12 protein-coding genes are annotated in these 16,569 nt (G+C 72.9%); 8 read left to right on the top strand and 4 right to left on the bottom strand.

All coding sequences use genetic code 11. The annotated features are described in order from the left end of the window. Positions 1–37 precede the first annotated feature (37 nt). The 6 genes from ACYVJE_RS12900 to ACYVJE_RS12875 all read left to right on the top strand — a co-directional run bounded on the left by ACYVJE_RS12900 (position 38) and on the right by ACYVJE_RS12875 (position 9,525). The gene (locus ACYVJE_RS12900) at positions 38–1,459 is read left to right on the top strand and encodes an amidase (protein WP_461144623.1); all 1,422 of its coding nucleotides are present in this window, start codon (positions 38–40) and stop codon (positions 1,457–1,459) included. Positions 1,460–1,570: 111 nt separating this feature from the next. After that, on the top strand, positions 1,571–3,127 hold the full coding sequence (locus ACYVJE_RS12895) for a PrsW family intramembrane metalloprotease (RefSeq protein WP_461144622.1): 1,557 nt from the start codon (positions 1,571–1,573) through the stop codon (positions 3,125–3,127). Positions 3,128–3,406: 279 nt separating this feature from the next. Continuing rightward, on the top strand, positions 3,407–3,643 hold the full coding sequence (locus ACYVJE_RS12890; protein WP_459159325.1) for a hypothetical protein: 237 nt from the start codon (positions 3,407–3,409) through the stop codon (positions 3,641–3,643). Between the two features lie 277 nt (positions 3,644–3,920). Further along, entirely contained in the window at positions 3,921–4,577 is a 657-nt protein-coding gene (locus ACYVJE_RS12885) for a response regulator (RefSeq protein ID WP_459159326.1), read from the top strand. 4 nt (positions 4,578–4,581) lie between these two features. Continuing rightward, positions 4,582–8,547, top strand: a complete 3,966-nt coding sequence (locus tag ACYVJE_RS12880; protein WP_461144621.1) for a HAMP domain-containing protein — start codon at positions 4,582–4,584, stop codon at positions 8,545–8,547. Between the two features lie 63 nt (positions 8,548–8,610). Further along, positions 8,611–9,525, top strand: a complete 915-nt coding sequence (locus ACYVJE_RS12875; protein WP_461144620.1) for a PfkB family carbohydrate kinase — start codon at positions 8,611–8,613, stop codon at positions 9,523–9,525. A gap of 83 nt (positions 9,526–9,608) precedes the next feature. Here ACYVJE_RS12875 and ACYVJE_RS12870 read toward each other — a convergent pair whose 3' ends face one another. Continuing rightward, positions 9,609–11,120 carry an acetyl-CoA hydrolase/transferase family protein gene (locus ACYVJE_RS12870; protein WP_461144619.1) on the bottom strand — a complete coding sequence of 504 codons (1,512 nt, stop codon included), beginning with the start codon at positions 11,118–11,120 and terminating at the stop codon, positions 9,609–9,611. Between the two features lie 584 nt (positions 11,121–11,704). Here ACYVJE_RS12870 and ACYVJE_RS12865 point away from each other — a divergent pair. Next, the gene (locus tag ACYVJE_RS12865) at positions 11,705–12,580 is read left to right on the top strand and encodes a glycine/sarcosine N-methyltransferase (RefSeq protein ID WP_461144618.1); all 876 of its coding nucleotides are present in this window, start codon (positions 11,705–11,707) and stop codon (positions 12,578–12,580) included. A gap of 40 nt (positions 12,581–12,620) precedes the next feature. Here the strand turns inward: ACYVJE_RS12865 and ACYVJE_RS12860 are convergent, their stop codons facing one another. Both ACYVJE_RS12860 and ACYVJE_RS12855 read right to left on the bottom strand, forming a co-directional pair. Then, positions 12,621–13,418, bottom strand: coding sequence for an IclR family transcriptional regulator domain-containing protein (locus ACYVJE_RS12860; RefSeq protein WP_461144617.1), 798 nt, complete (start codon positions 13,416–13,418; stop codon positions 12,621–12,623). Between the two features lie 91 nt (positions 13,419–13,509). After that, positions 13,510–14,472 (bottom strand): pyridoxal-phosphate dependent enzyme, encoded by a 963-nt coding sequence (locus tag ACYVJE_RS12855; RefSeq protein WP_461144616.1) that lies wholly within the window; start codon positions 14,470–14,472, stop codon positions 13,510–13,512. Between the two features lie 166 nt (positions 14,473–14,638). Between ACYVJE_RS12855 and ACYVJE_RS12850 the strand changes: the two genes are divergently transcribed. Next, the gene (locus ACYVJE_RS12850; protein ID WP_461144615.1) at positions 14,639–15,658 is read left to right on the top strand and encodes an NADP-dependent oxidoreductase; all 1,020 of its coding nucleotides are present in this window, start codon (positions 14,639–14,641) and stop codon (positions 15,656–15,658) included. Positions 15,659–15,731: 73 nt separating this feature from the next. Here the strand turns inward: ACYVJE_RS12850 and ACYVJE_RS12845 are convergent, their stop codons facing one another. Then, positions 15,732–16,556, bottom strand: coding sequence for an SAM-dependent methyltransferase (locus ACYVJE_RS12845; protein ID WP_461144614.1), 825 nt, complete (start codon positions 16,554–16,556; stop codon positions 15,732–15,734). Positions 16,557–16,569 lie beyond the last annotated feature (13 nt).

Below are 16,569 nucleotides of genomic sequence, written 5' to 3'. Positions count from 1 at the left end.
GGTGCGCGGTGCGCCCGGAACGACGTGAGGTGTCGCGATGAACGACCTGTGCTACCTGAGCGCGGCGGAGGCCGCGGTGCTGTTCCGGGCGGGCAAGTTGTCCCCCGTGGAACTGCTGGACGCCCTGATCGAACGGGCGGACGAGGTCGAGCCGCAGGTCAACGCGTTCACCGAGCGCCTGTACGCGCGGGCCCGCTGGCAGGCGCGCGACGCGGAAGCCCGGTTCCGCGGAACCGGGCCCGCGCCGCGCGCGCTGGAGGGGATCCCGGTGGCGGCCAAGGAGAAGCACGCGCTGGCCGGCTACTCGCTCAGCGAAGGATCGGTGCTGTTCGCCGACGCCGTTGCCGAGGAGAACGCCCCGGTCGTCGACCGCATCGAGCAGGCGGGCGGGATCGTGCACGCGCGCACCACCACTCCCGAGTTCAGCATCGCCACCTTCACCCACGGTCCCCTGTGGGGTGTGACCCGCAACCCGTGGAACCGGGAGTACAGCCCCGGCGGATCCTCCGGCGGATCGGCCGCGGCCCTGGCCGCGGGCACGACCACGCTGGCCTCCGCTTCGGACATCGCGGGGTCCACCCGGGTGCCCGCGGCGTTCACCGGCCTGGTCGGTTACAAGGCCCCCTACGGCAGAATCCCCGGCAAACCCCCGCTGTCGGCCGACTACTACCGCGGCGACGGCCCGCTGGCGCGCACCGTGGACGACGCGATCCTGTTCGCCAACGCGCTCATCGGGCCGGATCCGCGCGACCACGCCTCGCTGCCGCGGCAGGAACTGCCCCTCGAGCACCCGCCGGCCGCGGGCATGCGGGTGGCGATGTGCGAAACCGTGGGCGACTACCCGGTCACACCGGAGGTGGCGGCGAACACCCGGGCCACCGCCGCGGCGCTGGAGCAGGCCGGCGTGCTGGTCGAGGAAGTGACGCTGCCGTGGCGGCGCGAGGAGATCACCTACGCCACCGCGGCGCACTTCTCCCGGTTCTTCGGCGCGTTCGTGGCCGAGCAGGTCTCCGGCCAGGAGGACCGGGTCGCCCCCTACACCGCGCGGTTCCTCGAATCCATGCAGCAGGCCGCCCGCAGCACCAGCGTGCCGCGGGGCCTCGCGATCGAAGCGCGGGTGCAGCGCCAGCTCGCCGAGACGCTGCAGGACTACGACGTGCTGCTGTGCCCCACGGCAGGTGTGCCCGCGTTCCCGGCCGGTGACGACCTCGCCGGGGGGTTCGAAGTGGACGGTGTGCGCTTCGCCGACCACATCGAGGCCACCATGGCCGCTCCGTTCAACATCGCCAACCGGTGCCCGGTGCTGGCGGTGCCCAGCGGGCACGCGAGCACCGGCGTGCCCACCGGGGTGCAGATCGTCGGCCGCCCCCACGCGGATGCCGCCGTGTTCCGCCTCGGCAAGGAACTCGAGCGGATCCGGCCGTGGGCCTACACCGAGAACCACCGTCCCGCCCTGTGATCCGGTGCGGTGCCGCCGCGCGGCTGCTCGGCGGCGCATGACGTGGATCTCAGGCGCCGAGTGCGCCGGTTCGGAACCACGCGCGGGGAGGCGTCTCCTACCCTCTCCGGCATGCCCGTGTTCAGCCCGCAGTCGATCCTCGACGGTCGCAATCCGCAGCGCGCGCCGGTGGCGCTGATCGTCGGCCTCATCATCTCCGGTGCGTGCCTGCTGCTGGCCCTGGCGTACTACCTGCTGCGGGGCGGGCCGGTGAACGTCGCCGTGGGCACGCTGCTGGCCGTTCCGACCGCGGTCGTCTGCTGCGGGCTGCTGCTGCTCATCGACCGGTTGGAACCGGAACCGCAGCTGAACCTGTGGTTGTCCTTCGCCTGGGGCGCGGGGGTGGCCGTGCTCGGTGCGCTCGTGGTGAACACGACGGTGGGGATCCTCGCGCAGCCGGCGTTCGGGGCGTGGTCGGAGCTGTTCAGCAGTGCGCTGGTCGCGCCCGTCGTCGAGGAGAGCTTCAAGGGCGCCCTGCTGCTGTACCTGCTGTGGGTGCGGCGCCAGGAGATCGACGGGCCGACCGACGGCATCGTCTACGCCGGGATGTGCGGCCTCGGCTTCGCCCTGGTCGAGAACATCCTGTACTACATGCGCGGCCTCGCCGAATCCGGGCAGGACGTGCTGGTCACCGTGCTCATGCGCGGGGTGATCTCCCCGCTGGGGCACCCGATGTACACGGCGATGATCGGGCTCGGCGTGGCCTACGCGGCCAAGAACCGCGGCGCCGGGGGCGCGTTCGCGGTGATCGGCGGCTGGGTCGGCGCCGTGTTCCTGCACGCGCTGTGGAACGGCGGGGTCACGCTGCTCGGCCTCGTCGGGATGGTGCTGGCGTACCTGTTCCTGGCGCTGGTGCTCGTGGGGCTGGTCGTCGTCGTGGTCGTCGACCGCAAGCGCACCATCGGCAAGATCGGCACCTACCTGCCGCCGTACGTGCCCAGCGGGCTCGTGCAGCCCAACGACGTGCGCATGCTCTGCAGCCTGCCGGAGCGGCGCAAGGCGCGCCGCTGGGCGCGGACGCAGGCGGGGGTCAACGGTGCCCGGGCGATGGCCGACTACCAGCTGGCCGCCACCGAGCTGGCGCTGCTGCACGACCACGCGCGCCGCCGCACGATCGACGCGCAGCCGTTCTACGCCCGGCGCGACGCGATCCTCGGGCTGATGCGCGTGGCCCGCGACGCGTTCTTCCGCCGGATGCCGAGCGCCTCCGCCCCCTCCTGGACTCCGCGCGGGGAGCAGTCCGGATTCGTCGCGCTGCCGGCGCAGTTGCAGCGCAGCGAGATGCCGAGCTACCGGCAGGCCCCGGCGAGCCCGCCCGTGGGCCAACCTGCCGCCGCGCAGCAGCCGGTCGCGCCGGGAGGGCGGCGACCCGCCCCGCCGCAGGCGCCCGGGCACGCTCCCCGGGGGCAACCGGCCCCCCGGCCGCCGGCACCGGGGCACTCCCCGGGAGCAGGCGGCAGCGGTCCGCCACCGCAGGCGCCGGGCGGCCGGCCCCAGCAGGGACCACCCCAGCAGGGACCACCCCAGCCGGGGCCGCCGTCCCCAGGTCCGCCGCAGGGCCAGCGCCCCCCGGGTCCCCCTCCGCAGGGGCCTCCGCAGGGACCCCAGCAGGGGCCGCCGCGAGGCTGAGACCGGCGAGCTCGAGTTCCGCGGAACTCGAGCGCGAGTCCCCGCGGCGTGCAGGGCTCCGCTTCCCCGAACGCTGCTCGACCGCCGAACTCGTCGGCTGGTCCCCGGCGGTCGCCGCCCGCACGTCTCCGCGGCGCCCGTTCGGGGACGAGCGGTCGCGCGGGCCGGTGCGGTCGAGCACATGGCCGCCCAATCCGCGCGGCCCCTAACTCGCTCGGAGGATGCCGAATCGCTCCGGGCCCCCTGTGCCGGTGACCGCGCGTGCGCTACAACGGACCCATGGCGGAGAACGCGGCGACCGAGCTCGCACCGGGCGAGAGCGCAACGCGCGACCGCGGGCAGCGGGTCGGCCGCTCGGCGGGCGGGCGGCTGGTGCAACTGCGCCGCCGGGTGTCCGAGCCGGGCTTCGTGGTCACCGTCGACGCCGAGCCCGCCGGCGGTGAGACGACCGAGTTGATCACGGCGGACTGGGGCGCGGCGAACACGACCTTCGACCGGTTCATGCGCCGCTACTGACGCGCGCGGGTCCGGAGTCGCCAGCTCGGGGGTGGCGGGAGCCGGGTGTCGCCGGCCGTGCCCGCAGCCGGCGGCGCACCGGTTCGCGCGGTGCGGGCGGAGCACGCCGAGATTTCACTCGTTCGAGTTGCACTACCCGTTTGATCAGCGCAAACGCGCCTTCGCCGCGCGCGGTGCGCTACAACAGGAACGGGAAGCCGCGCAGCTGGGACCGGCGCGTCCGCCCTGTGGCGCGGCAGCGGTGCGCCCCGACGGGAGGCCTCGGCGTGAGGTGAGGATGGGAACGCGCGTATTCGTCGTCGACGACCACGAGGTGATCCGGCGCGGCATCGCCGCGATGATCGGCGGGACCGCTGATCTCGACCTGGTCGGCGAGGCGGCCTCCGCGGGGGAGGCGCTCGCGCGGGCGGAGCAGCTCTCCCCCGAGGTGGCCGTGCTCGACGTGCGCCTGCGCGACGGCAACGGTGTCGAGCTGTGCCGGGAACTGCGCTCGCGGATCCCCTCGCTGCGGTGCCTGATGCTGACCTCCTACGACGACCAGGAGGCGTTGATGGACGCCGTGCTGGCGGGTGCGGCCGGTTTCGTGCTCAAGGGGGTCGTCGGCACCGAACTCCTCGACGCCATCCGCAGCGTCGGCGCGGGCCGCACGCTCGTCGATCCGCGCCGGACCGAAGCGATGATGGCCATGCTGCGCCGCGAGGAGCAGCAGGCGGACCCCCTGCGGGGGTTGACGGTCCGCGAGCGCGAAGTCCTCGAGCACATCGGAGCCGGGCGCACCAACCGCGAGATCGCGCGGGAGATGCAGCTCGCCGAGAAGACGATCAAGAACTACGTCTCGCAGATGCTGTCCAAACTGGCGATGCGGCACCGCAGCGAAGCCGCCGTGCTGGCCACCGAACTGCGCCTGGAACGGGACCCCCGCGACAAGCGGTGACGAGATGAGCGAGCAGCAGCGGGCCGCGGATGCGGAAGGCTCCGCGCATGCGCGCCTGCGGTCCGCCGAAGCGGCGATGCGCCGGGTGCTGGGCGGGTTGACCGATCTGCGCGACGGGAACTTCCGCCGGCGCCTCGCGGTCTCCGGCGACGGGCTGCCGGCCGAGCTGGCCACCGCGTTCAACGCGCTCGCCGAGCGCAACCAGCACCTGGTCGGCGAGCTGCACCGGGTGAGCGAGGCCGCCGCGGACGGGCGGTGGCCCGTCGCCCCGGTCGGGTTCACCGCGCCCGCGGAGAGCGGCTGGTCGGTCGCGGCGCAGTCGATCAACGGACTGCTGCACTCGACGCTCGCACCGCTGGAGGAGCTGCACCGGGTGCTGACGGCCATGACCCGCGGCGACTTCACCCAGCGCATGCCCCGCCGCGCCGGGGACGTCGGCTTGCCCGGCGAGTTCGGGCAGCTCGGAGCCGAGGTGAACGCGCTGCTCGACCAGCTGTCGCTGCTGTCGCGGGAGATGACGCGCGTCGCGGCGGAAACCGGGCACCACGGGCGCCTCGGCGGGCGCCTGCAGACCTCCGGGCTGGCCGGCAGCTGGCGGGAGATGGCCGAATCGGTCGACGAGCTCGTCGCGACCGTGACGCTGCAGGTCCGGGAGGCGACCGAAGTCGTGCGCACGGCCGGTACCGGCGACCTCGGACGCCGGATGACCACCGCGGCCGACGGCGAGTTCGCCGAACTGCGGCACCAGGTGAACACCACCGTGGACCGGCTGTCCTCGGTGCACGGCGAGATCGTCCGCGTCGCGCGGGAGATCTCCGTGGAGGGCCAGCTGGGCGGGCAGGTCGACATCGCCGCGGAACCCGGTGCGTGGCACGACCTCGCCGAGGCCGTCAACGGCATGTCGCGCAACCTCGCCCAGCACGTGCGCGGGCTGTCCGAGGTGGCCGACCGCGTCGCCGGCGGCGACCTCGGCGGGCGGGTTCCGGTCGACGCCCGCGGCGAGGTGCTCGTGCTGCAGAACACCGTCAACGGCATGATCGACCAGCTGGCGGCGTTCACCGACGAGATGGACCGGTTGGCCCGCGAGCTGGGCGTCCAGGGCAAGCTCGGCGGCCAGGTCAGGGTGCACGGCCTGTCGGGGGCGTGGCGCGATCTCGCCGACGACGTCAACACCATGGCCGACAACCTCACCGCCCAGCTGCGCAGCATCGGCGGGGTGGCCACGGCGGTGGGCGGAGGCGACCTGTCGAAGAAGAGCACCGTCACCGCCCGCGGCGAGGTCGGCAGCCTCGTCGAGACGATCAACGACATGGTCGACACGCTCAGCGTGTTCGCCGAGCAGGTCACGCAGGTGGCGCGCGAAGTGGGCACCGAGGGCAAGCTGGGCGGGCAGGCGCGGGTGCCGAACGTCGCCGGCACGTGGAAGGACCTCACCGACAACGTCAACATCATGGCGCGCAACCTGACCAACCAGGTGCGCAACATCTCGCAGGTCACCACCGCCGTCGCGCGCGGCGACCTCTCCCGGCGCATCGACGTGGACGCCAGCGGCGAGATCCTCGAGCTGAAGACGACGATCAACACGATGGTCGGGCAGTTGTCCGCGTTCGCCGCCGAGGTCACCCGCGTGGCGCGCGAAGTGGGCACCGAGGGCAAGCTGGGCGGGCAGGCCGAGGTGGCCGACGTGTCCGGGACGTGGCGGCGCCTGACCGAGAGCGTCAACAGCCTGGCCGGCAACCTCACCAGCCAGGTGCGGGCGATCGCCGGGGTCGCCACGGCCGTCACCAACGGGGACCTCACGCAGCGGATCACGGTGCAGGCCTCCGGCGAGGTGGCCGTGCTCAAGGACAACATCAACGCGATGATCGACAACCTGCGCGAGTCCACTCGGGTCAACCGGGAGCAGGATTGGCTCAAGAGCAACTTCGCGCGCCTGTCCGCCTTGATGAAGGGCCAGCAGGACGTGCGGACGCTGGCCCGGCTGCTGCTCGGCGAGCTCGCCTGGTTGCTGGACGCGCCCTGCGGGGTGTTCTACCTCGGCGAGACCGACCAGCACGACGGGAGCCCCTCGTGGCGGGAGATCGCCTCCCACGGCACCACCGAGGGCCGGCCCGACCGGCGGTTCCGCGCCGGCGAGTCGCTGGTGGGGCAGGCGGCGGCGGACAACCGCACCATCGTGGTCACCGGCGCGCCGGGGGAGTACCCCCGGGTGAGCTCCGGGCTCGGCGGTGCGGAGGCCACCCACCTGGTCGTCGTGCCGGTCCCGTTCGAGCAGCAGGTGCTGGGCGTGGTGGAACTGGCCGCGTTCCACCCGTTCGGGCCGCTGCAGCTGGACCTGCTCGAGCAGTTGAAGGAGACGATCGGCGTCGACGTCAACACCATCGTCGTCAACTCGCGCACCGAGTCGCTGCTGGCCGAGTCGCAGCACCTCGCCGCGGAGCTGAGCCAGCAGTCCGAGCAGTTGCAGCGGCAGCAGTCGGAGCTGCGCCGGTCGAACGCGGAGCTGGAGGAGAAGGCGGCGCTGCTGGCCAGCCGCAACGCCGACATCGAGCTGAAGAACCGGGAGATCGAGAGCGCCCGGCAGGAGCTCGAGGAGCGCGCCCGCCAGCTGTCCGAGGCCTCGGCGTACAAGTCCGAGTTCCTCGCCAACATGTCGCACGAGCTGCGCACCCCGCTCAACAGCGTGCTGCTGCTGGCGAAGCTCCTCGCGGACGACAGCGAGGGCACGCTGACCGCCGAACAGGTCGAGCTCGCCTCGACCATCCACCAGGCCGGTTCGGAACTGCTCGCGCTCATCAACGACGTCCTCGACCTGTCCAAAGTGGAGGCCGGGAGGATGCGGCTGCTCATCGAGGACGTGGCCGTGGCGGACCTGGCCACCCACCTGGAGTCGCTGTACCGGCCGCTGGCCGAGGAGCAGGGGCTGCACTTCGACTTGCTCGTCGACGCGGACCTGCCCGGCACGATCCGCACCGACCACAGCCGGTTGGAGCAGATCCTGCGCAACCTGCTGTCCAACGCCATCAAGTTCACCGAGGAGGGGAGCGTCGAGCTGCGCATGCGCCGCGCCGAGCTCGCGGAGGTCGGCGGCACCGCGCTGACCGCGGCGGCGGAGCCGGTGGCGTTCTCGGTGCGCGACAGCGGCATCGGCATCCCGGCCGAGCAGCTGCAGCGGATCTTCGAGGCCTTCCAGCAGGTGGACGGCACCACCGCCCGCCGGCACGGCGGCACCGGGCTGGGCCTGTCCATCAGCCAGGAGCTGACCGCCCTGCTCGGCGGGGAGCTGCGGGTGCACAGCCGGCACGGCGAGGGCAGCGCCTTCACCCTCTACCTCCCCGCCGCCCCCGAAGTGGAGCCGCAGGAGCAGGGCGAAGCGCCGGTGCCGGCCGGAGCGATCCCGCAGCAGCCCACCGGGGTCGCCGCCGGGGTCGCCGCCGGGGACGACCCCACGACGACCTGGGACGCGGTGGCCGAAGGCATCGACCCGCCCGGGCCGCAGGCCGAACCGGACGCGGCGGTGCGGACGTCCCCCGCGCAGTTCCAGGGCGAGACCGTGCTCATCGTCGACGACGACCCGCGGGGGGCCGAGGCGACGGCCGCACTGCTGCGCAGGCACGGCCTGCGGGTGCTGTGCGCGGAGTCCGCCGCCGCCGGGCTCGCCGCGCTGCAGCGCGAGCACGACGTGCGCGCGGTGCTCATGGACGTGATGCTGCCGGAGATGGACGGCAACACCGCCATCCGGCTCGTCCGGGAGATCCCCCGGTACCGGGACCTGCTGCTCGTCGCCGTGACCGCCCAGGCCCGCGAGGACGACCGGAGCACCAGCCTGCAGGCCGGTGCGGACGAGTTCGTCCCGAAGCCGGTCGACCCCGAACAGCTGGTGGAACTGCTCACCGCTCGACTGGGCGCGGGGACGCGCCCCGCCCCGCCGGAACCCGAGCTGCCGCCGGAAGACCCCGCCGCGGAGTGAACTGCCGCTGAGGGGTGAACAGCCGCAGCCACGGACCCCGGCGGCGGCAGGCAGACTGGGGACATGCCCGGAGAACGGATCGCAGTGCTGCTGGTCGGATTGTGCACCGTCGACCTGGTCCAGCGGGTCGAGGAGTACCCCCGGCTCGGGCAGAAGGCCCAGTCCACATCGGTCGAGACCGCGGCCGGCGGTCCGGCCAGCCACGCCTCGGTGGCGGTCACCGCGCTCGGCGGGCGGGCCACCCTGCTCACCGGGCTCGGGCGGCACCCGCTCGCCGCCCTCGCCCGCGATGACCTCGTCGAACAGGGGGTCGCCCTGCTCGACGCCGCCGCCGAACGAGACGAGGCCCCGGCCGTGAGCGCCGTGACCGTGCGGGACAGCGACGGCGAGCGCACGATCGTCTCGCACAACGCCGCCGGGGTGGACCTGCCCGCGCCCGCGGAGACCGAACGCACCGTCGCCGAGGCCGACGCGGTGCTCATCGACGGCCACCACCCGCAGCTCGCCCGCGAGGCCGTGCACGCCGCCGCGCGCCGCGGGGTGCCCGTGGTGGCCGACGCGGGCAGTTACAAACCGGTCTTCGACGAGCTCCTGCCGCACATCGACCTCTGCGCCTGCTCCGAGGGGTTCCGCCTGCCGGACCTGCCGGGGCAGGACGACACCGACGCGGCCCTGCTCGACCGGGGCGTGGGCGTGCTCGCCCGCACGGCCGGAGCCGGACCGGTCAGCTGGGTGCACCGCACCGAGTCGGGGCCGGAGCGCAGCGGCACCGTGGAACCGCCGTCGGTGAGCCCGCAGGACACCCTCGCCGCCGGTGACGTCTGGCACGGCGCTCTCGCCCACGGCGTGGCCGAGCTCGGCCGCGTTCCCGCCGGGGAGGAGGTGCCGCGACTGCTCGACCGGGCCAACCGCGTCGCGTCGATCAGGGTGACCCGCGTCGGCACCAGGACCTGGGTCGAGGACGTCCGGGGCATGTGAGGCCGCGGACCGCTCGCCGGGAGCGGAGCGGTGGTCCGGGTTCCCCCGGTGGGCGCCGTGCGGTGCTGCGCGGAACCCGCGGGTCAACCGAACCGCATGCTCCCCGTCCGGACGAAGCGCTGGTGCCACGACAGCGCCTCGTCGAGCAGGTGCGGGGTGTGCAGCCCGTACGAGCTCCGCAGGCTGCGCTGGAGGTAGTCGCGCAGCGCCGGGCGGAAGTCGGGATGGGCGCAGCGCTCGATGATCAGCCGGGCCCGCGCGCGGGGTGACAGGCCGCGCAGGTCCGCCGCCCCCTGCTCGGTGACGAGGACGTCGACGTCGTGCTCGGTGTGGTCCACGTGCGAGACCATCGGCACGATCGCGGAAATCGCACCGCCTTTCGCCTGCGAGGGCGTGACGAACACGGACAGGGCGGCGTTGCGCGCGAAGTCCCCGGACCCGCCGATGCCGTTCTGCACGCGGCTGCCCATGAGGTGCGTCGAGTTGACGTTGCCGTAGATGTCGGCTTCGACGGCGCCGTTCATCGCCAGGCAGCCCAGCCGGCGGATCACCTCGGGGTGGTTGCTGATCTCCTGCGGCCGCAGGATGATCCGGTCCCGGTAGGCCGCGGCCTCCCGGTTGAACCGGTCCACCGCCGCGGGGCTCAGCGAGAACGCCGTGGCCGATGCGGTGCGCAACGTGCCCGATTCGAGCAGCTGCAGCATGCCGTCCTGGATCACCTCGGTGTAGGCGGCCAGGCCGGTGAACGGTCCGGAGTCCACACCGGACAGGACCGCGTTGGCGACGTTGCCGACCCCGGACTGCAGGGGCAACAGGCTGCGCGGCAGGCGTCCGGAGCGCCTCTCGCCGTCGAGGAAGTCGAGCACGTGCTCGGCGATGCGCTGGGACACCGCGTCGGGCGGGGTGAACGGGCTGTTCCGGTCCGGCGAGTGCGTGCGCACCACGGCCGCGATCTTCTCCGGCCGGCACGTCAGCGCGGGCTCGCCCACGCGATCGGACGGCGTGGCGATCGGGACGGGCCGCGACCTGTCCGCACCGGACAGGTCCAGCACGTCGTGCATCCCGCGCAGGTGTTCGCTCTGCCACGAGTTCACCTCCAGGATCACCTTCTCGGCCAGGGCCAGCCACGCGGCGTTGTTGCCGACCGAGGAGGAGGGGATCAGCCGGCCGTCCTCGGTGATCCCGGAGACCTCGATGATCGCGGTGTCGAGGTGGCCGAACGAGCCGCGCCGGGCGTTGTCGGCCACGTGGGAGAGGTGCACGTCGGCGTAGTCGACGCGGCCGGTGTTGATCCGCTCCCGCGTGACCGGATCCGACTGGTACGGCATGCGCAGGTCGACGCCGTCCACTTCGCTCAGCGCCCCGTCGAGCTCGGGCGCGGTGGAGGCACCCGTCCACAGCGAGATCCGCATCTCGCGGCCCTGCTCGTGCTCGGCGGAGATCCGCTTGGCCAGCGCCTGCGGCACTTCCTTCGGATAGCCCGCGCCGGTGAACCCGCTCATGCCGACGATCGATCCCGGTTCGATCAACTGCGCGGCCTCGTCGGCCTCCACGACCGCTGCCGCGAACGCCCTGTTCCGGATCCGTTTCTCCATCGAAACCTCCCGCGTGCCCGCACCGCGCTCGGGCGCGTGCGGTCCCCGTCGTCTTCCGCCGCATCTCACCGCGTGTGACCTGGATCGCGGTGTGCGCAGCACCGTAGGAGCGCGCTGTGCGCGGTTGAACTGTGATGCGCAGCACCTCGCGCCCCGTCGCCGGTGCCGGAGCGAGCGCGGAGGTCCGCGCACCTGTCGGTGTTCGAGTCCATGACCTGCGGAAACGACGCGGTCGAGGGGAGGGCGATCCGATCCGGGAAGAGCTCCTGCCGGCGGCCGCTCCCGCATTCGGCCCGTTCGCGCAGCGACAGCAGCGGTCGCGGCACGAACGCGGCGCGGATTTCTCCGCCGGCAGCGCGGCCACCGCGCGGCGCGGCGACGCACCAGGTCAGGCGGGCAACGCGCCGAACCCGCTCCGGGACGCGGCCCCGAATTCCGCCCGGAAGCCCGGCAGCGCGGTCTTGAATCCGAGGTGGAACCGCCTAATGTCGAGCTCGGCACCGGAAAGCGGTGGAGAAAGAACGACCCGCGCGGGATGCGCGCATTCCGCCTCGCGGTGCCCGAGCAGAAATAGGAAACGGAGCATGACGAAAAACGTCCTGAACCAGCGCAGCGGCGAAACGACGACCGGAACCGCGGAGTCGCTGGCCATGGAGTCCCAGGATTTCGGCGCGAATCCGCTGGAGGTCCGCGAGACCGGGCACTACGCCCGGGAATACGTCGGCGGTCTGGTCGACAAGTGGGACGACCTGATCGATTGGAGCGGTCGGGCGCACGGCGAAGGCCGGTTCTTCATCGAGCAGCTCCGCTCCCGCGGAGCGCGGAGGGTGCTGGACGCGGCCACCGGCACCGGATTCCACTCGGTGCGCCTGCTCGACGAGGGATTCGACGCGGTCAGCGCGGACGGCAGTCCCCAGATGCTGGCCAAGGCGTTCCGCAACGGCATGGAGCACGGCGGTCAGGTGCTGCGGACGGTCAACGCCGACTGGCGCTGGCTCAGCCGCGAGGTGGACGGCCCGTTCGACGCGGTGCTCTGCCTCGGCAACTCGTTCACGCACCTGTTCGACGAGCACGATCGCCGCAAGGCGCTCGCCGAGTTCTACTCCGTGCTGGCCCACGACGGAGTGCTCATCCTCGACCAGCGCAACTACGACGCCGTCCTCGACGGCGACGGCACGAGCGAGCACACCTACTACTACTGCGGTGAGCAGGTCTCGGCCGTGCCCGAGCACGTCGACGAGGGGCTGGCGCGCTACCGCTACGGGTTCCCCGACGGCAGCGAGTACCACCTGAACATGTACCCGCTGCGCAAGGACTACACGCGCGGCCTGCTGCGCGACGTCGGTTTCCAGCGGATCGACACCTACGGCGATTTCCAGGATTCCTACGCGGATTCGGAACCGGACTTCTTCATCCACGTGGCGGAGAAGGCCTACCGCGAGGAACTCGCGGGCCACTGAGGCCGGCGGGCCCGCCACAGGGGAGCGGTGCCCGGCGGGATCACTGCGCGTGGTCCGCCGGGTGCCGCGGCCGCATCCGCAGGTCCGCCTCGATGCGCGCCGCCGTGGCGGCCAGCAGCGGGACGACGTCGCGGCGCACGTCCTCCACCGAGGCGCTGTTCGCGTCGAGGGAGACGTTCGCCGCCGCGCAGACGCTCCCGTCCGCATCGCGCACCGGCACGGCGACCCCGCGCAGCCCGTCCTCGAGTTCGCTGTCGGCGATGACGTGGCCCTGCTTGCGGATCCGGGCGAGCTCGGCGAACAGCTCCTCCCACGTGGTCACCGTGCGGGAGGCGAACCGGCTGAACTCCTTGCCCTGCAGCCGCGCCGCCAGGCGTTCCGGCGGGATCGCCGAGAGCAGCACCTTGCCCATCGACGTGGCGTGCGCGGGGAACCGGGTGCCCACCGGGATCGTCACCGACAGCAGTTTCGGGCCGGGCACCTGGGCGACGTAGCAGATCTCCTCGCCCTCCAGCACGGCCAGCGCGGACATCTCCCGCACCTGCTCGGTCAGGCGGCGCAGGTGGGGCTCGGCGATCTGCGGCAGCGAACGGCTCGACAGGTAGGCGTGGCCGAACTCGAGCACCTGCGAGGTCAGCGCGAAGTGCCGCCCGTCGTGGCGCACGTAGCCGAGTTCGGCCAGGGTCAGCAGGATGCGCCGGGCACCCGCCCGGTCCAGCCCGCTGGCCCGGGAGACCTCGGTCAGCGTCATCTCCTGCCGCTCCGGGGTGAAGGCGCGGAGCACCGACAGCGCCCGGTCCACCGAGCGCACGAAGTGCTCCCCCCGCTGCTGTGCCATCGTGCCTCCTCGGCCCAGACTACTCGGAGCGCCGCGCGCGCGGGCGACCGGAACACCGCGGCCCGCGTTCGCCCCCGACCGCGGCCGGGGCTCACGCGGCGAAGAGCCGGGCGATCTGCTCGGTGCCGATGTTGCCCCCGGAGACGACCACGCCGACGCGGTGCGGCAGCTCCAACCGTCCACTGAGCACGGCAGCCAGCGGGACGGCCCCGCTGGGTTCGACGGCGAGCTTGAGGCGTTCGAACGCGAACCGCACCGCCGAGCGGATCTCGTCCTCGCCGACCACGACGACCTCGTCCACGAGGGCGCGGTTGACGGCGAAGGTGCGGGCACCGGGGGTGGGCGCGGCGAGGCCGTCCGCGAGGGTCTCCGGCCGCGGGATCGCCACCCGCTCCCCGGCGGCGAACGACCTGCGGGTGTCGTCGGCGGTGTCCGGCTCCACCCCGATCAGGCGGATGCCCGGTCGCGCGTGGCGGAGGAACGTGGCGCAACCGGCGAGCAGACCGCCGCCGCCCACCGGCGCGAGCACCGCCCCCAGGTCCTCGCCGGACTGCTCCCACAGCTCGAGCGCGGTCGTGCCCTGCCCGGCCATGATGTGCGGGTGGTCGAACGGGGGCACGAGCGTGAGCCCCCGTTCGGCCGCCAGGCGGCGCCCCAGCTCGTCGCGGTCCTCGGTGCGCTGGTCGTAGGCGACGACTTCGGCCCCGTAGAGCTCGGTGGCCGCGCGTTTCACCGCGGGCGCGTCGGTGGGCATGACGATGACCGCGCGGGCGCCGAGCAGCTGCGCGGCCAGCGCGACGGCCTGCGCGTGGTTGCCGGAGGAGTAGGCCACGACACCGCGGGCGCGTTCCTCCGGGGACAGCCGGGCGATCGCGTTGTAGGCGCCGCGGAACTTGAACGCCCCCGCGCGCTGCAGGTTCTCGCACTTGAGCAGCACCTCGGCGCCGGCGCGGGCGTCGAGCGTGCGGGAGGTGACCACCGGTGTGCGGTGCGCCACGGGGGAGAGCAGGCGCGCGGCGTCGCACACGTCGGAGGGGGCGAGTTCCGCGGTCATCGGGTTCCTTTCGTCGGTGCGACCGCGGTTGATCGTACTGCCACCGCTGCGGGTGGCGGTACGGGCGACGAGCGGCGCGGGTGACGAGCTGGCACCGGTCCCGCGGACGTATGGTCGAGCGGGGAATTCCGTTGCGAGACGCAACCGACGGGAAGAGGAGCACTGAATGACGGAACGCACGGGTGTGGAGATCCGGCTGGCGTCGCGGCCCCGGGGGTGGCCCACCTCGGAGAACTTCGACGTCACCGAGGTCACCGTCGACGAGCCCGCCGCGGGCCAGGTCCTGGTGCGCAACCTGGTGATGAGCGTGGACCCGTACATGCGCGGGCGCATGAACGAGGGCCGGTCCTACGTGGCCCCGTTCGAAGTCGGTGCACCGCTCGACGGCGGCGCCGTCGGCCAGGTGGTCAGCTCGGCCTCCGAGGAGCTGGAGGCCGGAGACGTCGTGCTGCACGACCGCGGGTGGCGCGACTACGCGGTGCTCGACGCGGGCCGGGTGAAGAAGGTCGACCCCGACCGCGCACCGCTGAACGCCTACCTGTACGTGCTCGGCATGCCGGGCATGACCGCCTACGTCGGGCTGTCCGAGATCGCGCAGCAGCAGCCGGGCGACGTCGTGTTCATCTCGGGGGCGGCCGGTGCGGTCGGTTCGCTGGCCGGGCAGCTGGCGAAGCTCAGCGGTGCCTCCCGCGTCATCGGCAGCGCCGGCTCGGCGGAGAAGGTGCGCTTCCTCACCGAGGAGGTCGGCTTCGACGCCGCGTTCAACTACAAGGACGGTCCGGTGCGCGACCAGTTGAAGCAGGCGGCGCCGGAGGGCATCGACGTCTACTTCGACAACGTCGGCGGGGAGCACCTCGAGGCGGCCATCGGCGCGATGAACGACTTCGGCCGCATCGCCTGCTGCGGGATGATCTCGCAGTACAACGCCGCCGAACCCGAACCGGGTCCGCGGAACATGTTCATGATGGTGAGCAAGCGGCTGCGGATGCGCGGTTTCATCGTCGGCGACCACCCCGAGCTCACCGAGCAGTTCGCCCGCGACGTCGGCGGCTGGCTGAGCGAGGGCAAGATCCACTACCAGGAGACCGTGGTGGAGGGCCTGCGCAACGCCCCGGAGGCGTTCCTGGACATGATGCGCGGCCAGAACACGGGCAAGATGCTCGTGAAGATCGCCGACCCCGCGTGAGCGGGGGAACAGCTCCGCCGCGCAGCTGTTCCGCGGAGGCGGGGGCGCCGCGCCCCCGCCCCGTCCCACCGGATCAAGGTTTGCGCCCGACGGCCCCGAGCGTGGGCACGTCGTTCTCGAGCGGTTCCGGTGCGAGGTCGGGGCGCCAGTGGACCGAGCCGACGATCCCCGGGTCCACCACGTCCACGCGGTCGAAGTACGCGGTGAACTCCTCCGGACTGCGCAGGTGGTACGGCACGGTGTCGCTGCTGTTGTACAGCTCCGCGGCCCGCGCGTTGACCGGATCGGTGTCCACGTTGTCCGTGATCGCGAGGTAGCTGCCGGGCGGCAGCGCGTCGACGAGATCGGTGACCACGCGGCGCGCGCGCTCGGCCGTGGGCACGTGGCCGAGCACGCTCAGCAGCATCAGCGCCACCGGCCGGTCGAGGTCCACCGTCCCGGCCGCCTGCCGCAGGATCGCCTCCGGGTCGTAGAGGTCCGCGTCGATGTAGGAGGTCGCGCCCTCGTCGGTGCCCGTGAGCAGCGCTCGGGCGTGGGCGAGCACGAGCGGGTCGTTGTCGACGTAGACGACGCGGCAGCTCGGGTCCAGCCGCTGCGCGATCTCGTGGGTGTTCTCCGCGGTGGGCAGGCCCGTGCCGACGTCGAGGAACTGGCGCACGCCCGCCTCGCGGACGAGGTGGTGCACCGCGCGGGCGAGGAAGCTGCGGCTGGCCCTGGCGATGTCGACGATCTGCGGGTCGGCGTTGATGATGCCGTCGCCCAGGGCGCGGTCGACGGCGTAGTGGTCCTTGCCGCCGAGCCAGTAGTTCCACACCCGGGCCGAGTGGGCGACGGTGTCGTCGATGCCGGTGCCCGCGTGCGCGCGGGAGGGCTGCTCCGAGGACGGCTCCGTGGTCATGCTCCACCCCGTT

This window comes from Salinifilum aidingensis, from assembly GCF_054782015.1.
This window is presented reverse-complemented; position numbering and strand designations above follow the sequence as displayed.

Coding starts and splice junctions, on each gene's coding strand:
- ACYVJE_RS12885 (WP_459159326.1), top strand. CDS start 3,921: ATGGGAACGCGCGTATTCGTCGTCGACGACCACGAGGTGATCCGGCGC.
- ACYVJE_RS12875 (WP_461144620.1), top strand. CDS start 8,611: ATGCCCGGAGAACGGATCGCAGTGCTGCTGGTCGGATTGTGCACCGTC.
- ACYVJE_RS12880 (WP_461144621.1), top strand. CDS start 4,582: ATGAGCGAGCAGCAGCGGGCCGCGGATGCGGAAGGCTCCGCGCATGCG.
- ACYVJE_RS12870 (WP_461144619.1), bottom strand. CDS start 11,120: ATGGAGAAACGGATCCGGAACAGGGCGTTCGCGGCAGCGGTCGTGGAG.
- ACYVJE_RS12845 (WP_461144614.1), bottom strand. CDS start 16,556: ATGACCACGGAGCCGTCCTCGGAGCAGCCCTCCCGCGCGCACGCGGGC.
- ACYVJE_RS12860 (WP_461144617.1), bottom strand. CDS start 13,418: ATGGCACAGCAGCGGGGGGAGCACTTCGTGCGCTCGGTGGACCGGGCG.
- ACYVJE_RS12900 (WP_461144623.1), top strand. CDS start 38: ATGAACGACCTGTGCTACCTGAGCGCGGCGGAGGCCGCGGTGCTGTTC.
- ACYVJE_RS12855 (WP_461144616.1), bottom strand. CDS start 14,472: ATGACCGCGGAACTCGCCCCCTCCGACGTGTGCGACGCCGCGCGCCTG.
- ACYVJE_RS12895 (WP_461144622.1), top strand. CDS start 1,571: ATGCCCGTGTTCAGCCCGCAGTCGATCCTCGACGGTCGCAATCCGCAG.
- ACYVJE_RS12850 (WP_461144615.1), top strand. CDS start 14,639: ATGACGGAACGCACGGGTGTGGAGATCCGGCTGGCGTCGCGGCCCCGG.
- ACYVJE_RS12865 (WP_461144618.1), top strand. CDS start 11,705: ATGACGAAAAACGTCCTGAACCAGCGCAGCGGCGAAACGACGACCGGA.
- ACYVJE_RS12890 (WP_459159325.1), top strand. CDS start 3,407: ATGGCGGAGAACGCGGCGACCGAGCTCGCACCGGGCGAGAGCGCAACG.